This is a genomic window from Actinoplanes sp. NPDC051633 (assembly GCF_040681735.1).
In the GTDB taxonomy this organism is placed as follows: domain Bacteria; phylum Actinomycetota; class Actinomycetes; order Mycobacteriales; family Micromonosporaceae; genus Actinoplanes.
This window is the reverse complement of the sequence record NZ_JBFAZH010000285.1, coordinates 1-7,647: the sequence shown is the minus strand read 5'-3', so window position 1 is coordinate 7,647 and position 7,647 is coordinate 1. Positions and strand designations below refer to the sequence as shown.

Annotated in this window: 7 protein-coding genes; 3 read left to right on the top strand and 4 right to left on the bottom strand. The window is 70.1% G+C overall.

The genetic code is table 11. The annotated features are described in order from the left end of the window. Positions 1-42: 42 nt before the first annotated feature. Positions 43-1,524, bottom strand: a complete 1,482-nt coding sequence (locus tag AB0M20_RS17780) for a discoidin domain-containing protein (protein ID WP_364299346.1) — start codon at positions 1,522-1,524, stop codon at positions 43-45. Positions 1,525-1,840: 316 nt separating this feature from the next. Between AB0M20_RS17780 and AB0M20_RS17775 the strand changes: the two genes are divergently transcribed. The 3 genes from AB0M20_RS17775 to AB0M20_RS17765 are packed head-to-tail and all read left to right on the top strand — an operon-like array spanning position 1,841 to position 4,601. Further along, a complete protein-coding gene (locus tag AB0M20_RS17775; RefSeq protein ID WP_364299344.1) occupies positions 1,841-2,587 on the top strand; it encodes an ATP-binding cassette domain-containing protein in 747 nt (248 codons plus the stop codon). Beyond that, on the top strand, positions 2,584-3,573 hold the full coding sequence (locus AB0M20_RS17770; RefSeq protein ID WP_364299342.1) for an ABC transporter permease: 990 nt from the start codon (positions 2,584-2,586) through the stop codon (positions 3,571-3,573). Before AB0M20_RS17775 ends, AB0M20_RS17770 begins: the two co-directional genes overlap by 4 nt. Continuing rightward, the gene (locus AB0M20_RS17765; protein ID WP_364299340.1) at positions 3,570-4,601 is read left to right on the top strand and encodes an ABC transporter substrate-binding protein; all 1,032 of its coding nucleotides are present in this window, start codon (positions 3,570-3,572) and stop codon (positions 4,599-4,601) included. Before AB0M20_RS17770 ends, AB0M20_RS17765 begins: the two co-directional genes overlap by 4 nt. On the opposite strand, the gene AB0M20_RS17760 is transcribed toward AB0M20_RS17765, so the two are convergent. From AB0M20_RS17760 to AB0M20_RS17750, 3 genes are all read right to left on the bottom strand, one after another. Then, positions 4,583-5,863, bottom strand: coding sequence for a hypothetical protein (locus AB0M20_RS17760; protein ID WP_364299338.1), 1,281 nt, complete (start codon positions 5,861-5,863; stop codon positions 4,583-4,585). The genes AB0M20_RS17765 and AB0M20_RS17760 overlap by 19 nt on opposite strands. Further along, the gene (locus tag AB0M20_RS17755; RefSeq protein WP_364299336.1) at positions 5,853-7,034 is read right to left on the bottom strand and encodes a type III PLP-dependent enzyme; all 1,182 of its coding nucleotides are present in this window, start codon (positions 7,032-7,034) and stop codon (positions 5,853-5,855) included. Before AB0M20_RS17755 ends, AB0M20_RS17760 begins: the two co-directional genes overlap by 11 nt. Positions 7,035-7,054: 20 nt before the next feature. Continuing rightward, the coding region (locus tag AB0M20_RS17750; protein WP_364299334.1) for an EAL domain-containing protein at positions 7,055-7,647 on the bottom strand (593 nt) is incomplete at its 5' end.

Sequence of the window (7,647 nt, the reverse complement as noted above, 5' to 3'; positions counted from 1 at the left end):
AATGCGATTGACGGTGAAACTTTAGAACAGAGTTTAAAACATTTAACTAAAGCTTTTGATAGATTGAGTAGATATAAAAAAGTAAAACAAAATATACGCCGGGGCGTGCAGGGTCGTGTACATCTCGTTGGTGTTGCGGCCGAGGACCTCCATGATGTCGATCTCGCCGTTGTACGGCCACGGCCGCCCCTGCAGGAAGTCGGCGCCCATCATCCAGAACGCGGGCCACAGGCCGTTGCCCTTCGGCACCTTGACGCGCGCCTCGACGCGGCCGTACTGCACGTGGAACTTGTTGCTGGTGTTCATCCGCCCCGAGGTGTACTGCCGGCCCTGGTAGTCCTGCCGGCGCGCCTCGATGACCAGGCTGCCCTGGCCGTTCATCTGCGCGTTCTCGCTGTTCGGCGTGTAGTACTGGATCTCACCGTTCTGCGGCACGCCCGGGTCGTACGTCCACTTCGTCGTGCTCGGCTTGGCGCCGGCCGGGTCGTTGAACTCGTCCTGGAAGACCAGCCGCGTCGCCGGGAAGGTCGGGTCGGCCGGCTGCGCGGGCGGGTTCTGCGGGTTGCCGCCGGTGCCGTAGATCTTGAACTCCCACAGCGAGTAGCCGTAGGCGCTGCCCCGCGCGGTGCCGTACATCCGCACGTAGCGGCCGGTGCCAGTGGCGTTGATGACGTCCTTGAGGCCGTCACCCGTGGTGGTCTGGTAGATCGTGGTCCAGTTGGCGTTGTCCGGCGAGACCTGGATCTGGTACGCCCGCCCGAACGCCGGGTCCCACTGCAGCACGACCTGGCTGATCTGCGCGGTGGCGCCCAGGTCGACCGAGATCCAGCCGGGGTCGACCCAGCCGTTCGTCGAGCTCGTCGCCCAGCGGCTGGCCGGGTCGTTGTCGAACGCCTTGGCGGCGTCGCACGGGTTGCAGTTCACGTCGTTCTGCCAGGTCGAGGCCTGGGCCGGCTTGTTGTACGAGAGCAGCCGCGTGCCGCCGGTCGGTGGCGGTTCGCTCGGCGTCGTCGGCGGGTCGCTCGGTGTCGAGCCGCCGCCGGAGAAGACCTGGAACTCCCAGAACGAGTAACCGTAGATCTCCAGGGCGCGCTGGGTCAGGTTGATCCGCACGTAGCGGGCCGTGCCGGTGACCGGGATGCTCTGTTGGCCGCCCGCGCCCGTCGTGGTCCCGTACGCCTGGGTGTAGCTGGATCCGTTGGTGGAGAACTGAATGGTGAACGCCTTGGCGTAGGCGGCCTCCCAGTTGATCGCGATCCGGCTGACCGGGGTGGCGGCGCCCAGGTCGACCTGGAACCACTGCGAGGCGGCGAACGCGCTGGCCCAGCGGGTGCCGGTGTTGCCGTCGACCGCGGCGGTGGCGGGGGTTCCCGCCCACTCCACGGAGGACGCGGTGACCGGCTTGCCCTGCGAGACGATCGTCTCGGCGGCCAGGGCGCCGGTGGCGGTGACGGCGACGTATCCGGCGAGCAGCCCGCTGATGGCGGCACCGAGCACGAGCTTCCGCTTACGACTTCGTAACACGGGATCTCCTTGCGGGGAATCAAGGGGACGGACAGAGGGGGATGTGACAGAGCGGTTACGGGGGTGACGAGAAAGCGCTCTTTGAAGGGTCACTCTGAACCGGCGTTCCACGTGTGTCAATGCCTGGTAGAGGCCCGGGAAGCGCTTTCTCATCCGCGAGTTTCCGTTATCCATGATGTATCCCCTGGTAGGCCCGGGCAGGGGGCGATCTCGGCCGGTCGGTTCCGGAACCGGACCCGCATGCAGGATGTGTGATTTACAGATCGGTATCGATGCGCCATCGTGGCCGGAGGATCTTTCTCGGCCGGAGGCGCGGATGACCCCACTCCTTGAGGCGCGCGGGCTGTCCCGTGCGTTCGGGCACGTCCAGGCCCTGGACGACGCGGCGTTCGACGTCTGCGCCGGCGAGGTGGTGGCGCTGGTCGGCGACAACGGAGCGGGGAAGTCCACGCTGGTCAAAGCGATGACGGGCAACCTGGACGCGGACCGCGGCGAGTTGTTCTTCGACGGTGCGCCGGTGCGCATCGAGACGCCGGCGCAGGCCTCGGCGATGGGCATCGAGGTCGTCTATCAGGACCTCGCGCTCGCGCCGCACCTCAACCCGGTGCAGAACATGTTCCTCGGCCGCGAGATCCCGCGGCGCGGCCCGCTCGGCCGGCTCGGGTTCATGGACGAGAAGGCCATGCGGGCCCGCGCCGAGGAGGGCTTCCGCGACCTGGGCGGCACCGTCACCGATTTCGGCGCGCGGGTCGGCGAGATGTCCGGCGGGCAACGCCAGCAGATCGCCATCGTCCGCGCCATCACGTGGGCCGGCCGGCTCGTCTTCCTCGACGAACCGACCGCGGCGCTGGGCGTGGTGCAGACCCGGCACGTGCTCGACACCGTCAAGCGGGTGCGCGACAAGGGCATCGCGGTGGTGCTGATCAGCCACTCGATGCCGGAAGTGCTGGAGGTCGCCGACCGGGTGCAGGTGATGCGGCTCGGGCGGCGGGTCGCGGTGTTCGAGGGCAAGGACACCACCGTGGAGCAACTCGTCAGCGCGATGACCGGAGGTCTGGGATGACGCTGGTGAGACGGCTCGGGCAGTTGCAGAGCGTGTGGATCCTCGGCGTACTTGTCGTGATCGTCCTGCTCTTCACCGCCGCCGCCGGCAGCAAGTTCCTGTCGGCCGGCAACTTTTCGCTGATCTCCCAGAACATCGCCGTCTGGGCGGTGCTCGGCGTCGGCATGACCTTCGTGATCATCACGTCCGGCATCGACCTGTCGGTCGGCTCGGTGCTCGTCTTCTCGTCGGTGGTGGCGGCGAAGGTGATGGAGGCCCGCGGCGGCGAGGGCGGGCTCACCGCGATCATCGGCATCCTCGCGGCGCTGGCCGCCGGGACCGCCTGGGGCGCGCTCAACGGCTTCCTGGTGGCCAAGGCCAAGATCCCCGCGTTGATCGTGACGCTGGGGTCGTTGTCGGTGGCGCTCGGGCTGGCCCAGGTGCTCACCGGCGGCATCGACATCCGCTCGGTGCCCGAGGCGCTCACCGACTTCAACACGTACATCAGGATCGCGGGCATTCCGGGGTTGCCCTTCGTCGCCCTGCTGGTCGTGATCGCCGGCGCGATCGTCCTGCACCGCACGCGGTTCGGCCGCTACACCTTCGCCATCGGGTCGAACCAGATCGCGGCCAGGCGGGTCGGCATCGACGTCGACCGGCATCTGATCATGGTGTACGCGCTCACCGGCGCGCTGGCCGGCGTGGGCGCGGTGCTCGCCCTGTCGCAGTTCGGCACGACCACGATCGCCGGGCAGTCGCTGACCAACCTCAACGTCATCGCCGCGGTGGTGATCGGCGGCACCTCGATCTTCGGCGGCGAAGGATCCATCTTCGGCACCGTCATCGGCCTGTTCATCCCGGCCGTGCTGCAGGCGGGTTTCGTGATCGTCGGCGTGGAGCCCTTCTGGCAGGGCGTCGCCGTCGGGTCCGTGCTGGTGGCGGCCGTCTTCATCGATCAGTCCCGGCGTGCCAAGGCGCAACGTGGCGCCATTAAGGAGCGAAAGTGAAGAAGCCGATCGTGGCGGGCGTTGCGCTGGTCCTCGCGCTCTCCGCCTGCACCAGTTCCAAGCCCACCGAGTCGGGCGGCGCCGCTGCGCCGCCTGCGTCCGTCGACCCGAGCGCGCCGCCCGCGACGTCGGTGACCGCGCCGCAGAAGGCGTCGAAGAACTACAACATCCAGTTCATCCAGGGCGTGGCCGGCGACGAGTTCTACATCACCATGCAGTGCGGCATCGAGGCCGAGGCGGCGAAGCTGGGCGTGACCGTGAAGACGCAGGGTGCGCAGAAGTTCGATCCGACGCTGCAGAAGCCGATCCTCGACTCGGTGGTGGCCGCGAAGCCGGACGCGATCCTGATCGCGCCGACCGACGTGAAGGCCATGCAGCAGCCGCTCGAGGCCGCCGCGGCGGCCGGCATCAAGGTGGTCCTGGTCGACACCACGACCGAGGACCCGTCCTACGCGGTGTCGGCCATCGCGTCCGACAACGTGGGCGGCGGCAAGGCGGCCTTCGACGGGATCAAGAAGCTGAACCCGAACGGCGGCAAGGTGATGACGATGTCCGTGGACCCGGGCATCTCCACCACCGACCAGCGGGAGCAGGGGTTCAAGGAGGCGGCAGCGGCCGACTCGGCGTTCAAGTACCTGGGCGTTCAGTACTCGCACAACGACCCGGCGACGGCCGCCAGCCTGATCGGTTCCGCGCTGCAGAAGGACCCGGACATCGTCGGCGTCTTCGCGGCCAACCTGTTCTCGGCCGAGGGCACGGCCACCGGCGCCCGCCAGGCCGGCAAGAGCACGGTGAAGGTCGTCGGCTTCGACGCCGGCCCCAACCAGATCAAGGCGTTGCGTGAGGGCACGGTCCAGGCCCTGGTAGCCCAGCAACCCGGAATCATCGGCCAGTACGGCGTCGACATGGCGGTGGCAGCCCTGGACGGCGGCCAGGTCACCCCGAAGGTGCAGACCGGCTTCACAGTCATCGACAAGGACAACATCGACGGCGAGGGCGGCCAGGCGGCCTACAAGTCCTCCTGCTGACGCAGGGGCGGTATGAGGGCCCGGCGGGCGACGAGCGTGGCCGCGTAGATCAGCAGCGCGGCCACGCCGAGCGCCAGCACGCCCGCGCTCACCGCGCGGTCGACGGACTGCGCGGTGACGAACATCGGCAGGAACTTGACCGCCAGCGAGCCGCCGAGGGCACGGGTCGACGCGCTGTAGGCCAGGGCCGTCGTCACCCCGTGGCGGGGGGCCTCCTCGGCCACCCGGGCGTCCATGTCGCCCTCGAACGCGGTCTGCGCCAGGCCCGCCGAGAACTGCGCGAACAGCACCGCGTACGCGTGCGCCGGCGCGAAGATCCAGCCGGTCAGCATCGCCAGCCCCCACAGCGACCAGCGCAGCACCGCCGGCAACCGCATGGCCGCGATCGCGTCGACCGCGATGGTCGCCAGCAGGCAGCCGAGGCTGAACGCGATCGCCGCGCCGGCCACCCAGTGCCGGCCGTGCAGCTCGGTGGTCAGCGGCACCGACAGCAGGGTCGGGCCCGAGGCCAGCAGCATGATCGCGCCCCCGGCCACGAGCAGCCGGGGCGAGACGATCGAACGCCGGCCGCCGGCGTGGCGGCCGGCGACGAGGCGTCGTCCGGACAGGCTCAGGGCCGGCATGTCGTCCGCTTGCGCCACCACCACCCGGGCCCGGCGGGCACTGAGGATGGTGGGGATGAGCGAGCCCGCGTACAGGATGAAGACCGCGACCAGGAGCCAGCCCGTCGGATGACCCCCGCGGCCGACCGGGATCAGGGCGGCCAGACCCGTGCCCGCCGCCTCCACGGCCGCTATGCACAGCGCGTACCTGGTCATCGCGCGCGCTCCCGGCGCGACCGCCGTGACCTCGGCCCGCATGCCGGCGAACCCGGCCCACGCCGCCACGTGCATCACCACCACGCCGGCGGCGATCAGCACCGACGGCAGGCCCGCGATGAGCGCCGCGAGCACACCGACGCGCAGCACGATCTCGATGCCGGCCGCGCCGCGCAGCAGTGTGCGGCCGGCCCAGCGCCGGGACAGCCAGCCGGTGACCGGCGCGGAGAGCACCACTCCGGCCAACATGGCGGCGTTGTAGAGCGCGGCTTCGCCGAGGCCGCCGCGGGCGGTCGCCAGCAGCACGAGGATCGTCCAGCCGAGCGCCATGCCGAACGAGTCGACGACGCCCGCGACGAGCAGCTCGCGCAGTCGACCGGCCCGGCGCATCCCGCCGGGTCGCGCCCGATGGTTGCCGCCGAGCCGGCCGGTCTCAGCGACCACCGGCGATGGTGAGGCCGCCCAGGGGCGACCCGGTCAGAGTGGGTCCGGCGAAGGCGTTCCCGAAGCCGCCGTCGGAGTGACCGTCGAGGTCGCCGACGAAGAGGGGCGTCGGCGCCGGGAAGCCGTTGAACTCCGAGGCGTAAGCGAGCGTGTACGCCCCGGCCGACCCGATGTAGAGCGTGTCGCCGACGTCCACGGTGGCCGGCAGCCACACCTCGGTGAACATCGTGTCGGAGGGATCGCAGGTCGGCCCGGTGATGGTGAACGGCAGCATCGGGCCGGTCGCCTGCTCGGGCACCGACGTGGTGATCGGGTACGACCACTCGGCCTGCAGCGTCTCCATCATCCCGTGGTAGGCGCCGACGTCCACGAACAGCCAGTTCTCGTCGCCGCGCTGCTCGCGCCCGATCACCCCGGTGGCCAGCTCGCCGGCCTCCGCGACCAGCGCGCGGCCCGGCTCGGCCGTGATCAGCGCCGGCCGGTACGGCAGCTCGCCGATCGCCGGCTCGATGACGGCCGCGATCTCGTCCAGCGAGGGCACCGGCGCGACGTAGCGTGCGGGGAAGCCGCCGCCCAGGTCGAGCATCTCGATCTCGATGCCCTCGGCCCGCAGCCGCGACATCAGCCGGCCGGCGTCGCCGATCGCCCGCCGCCACGCCTGCGGATTGCCCGACTGCGAGCCGACGTGGAACGTGATGCCGTACGGCCGCAGCCCCAGCCGGCCGGCGAGCAGCATCAGGTCGTAGGCGTCGTCGAGGCCGGCGCCGAACTTGCGGGAGAGCGGGAAGACGCTGGCCTCGTCGTCGACGCGCAGCCGGACGTAGACGGCCGAGCCCGGCGCCGTCTCGGCGATCTTCGCGAGCTCGTTGGGGGAGTCGAAGCTGAACCGCCACAGCCCGGCCGCGTGCGCCGCCGCGATGTGGGACGGCGGCTTGATCGGGTTGCTGTAGAGCACGTCCGCCGGGTCGACGCCGGCCCGCTGGAGCATCCGGAGCTCGCCCAGCGACGCGATCTCGAAGCCGGCCCCGCGAGCGGCCAGCGTGGCGAGGATCTCCGGCGCCGGGTTGCACTTCATCGCGTAGTGCACGTGCACGCCGGGCAGCGCGCGGCGGAACGCGGCATACCGGCCGGCCACCGTGTCCAGATCGGTGACCAGGTATGGCGTCGGCACATCGATGACGGAATGGGTGATCAACGGATTCCCAATGGCTGGAGGAGGCGGCCCGCTTCGACGGCCGGCACCGGGCGGGAGAAGTAGTAACCCTGGGCGAACGTGCAGCCCATCGCGCGCAGCGCGGCGAGCTGGCCGTACTCTTCGACGCCCTCGGCCACGGTGGCCATGCCGAGGCTCTGCCCCAGCGAGACGATGGTCCCGGCGAGCGCGGCGTCGTCGCTCTCGAGCCCGAGCCGCTCCACGAAGGACCGGTCGATCTTCAGGATGTCCACCGGGAACCGGCGCAGGTACGCCAGCGAGGAGTACCCGGTGCCGAAGTCGTCGATGGCCAGCGTGATTCCGAGCGCCTTGAGCCGGACCAGCTGCTCGAGGTTCTCCTCGGTGTCGGTCATCAGCACGCTCTCGGTCATCTCCAGGCACAGGTTCTGCGCCGGCATGCCGGTCTCGGCGAGCACGGCCGACACCACGGACGCCAGGTCGCAGCGGTCGAACTGCCGTACCGAGACGTTGACGGCCATCTTGAGCGCGCCGCCCCACACCATCGCCTGGCGGCACGCCTCCTCGAGCACCCACCGGCCGAGCGGGACGATCAGCCCGGTGGCCTCGGCGA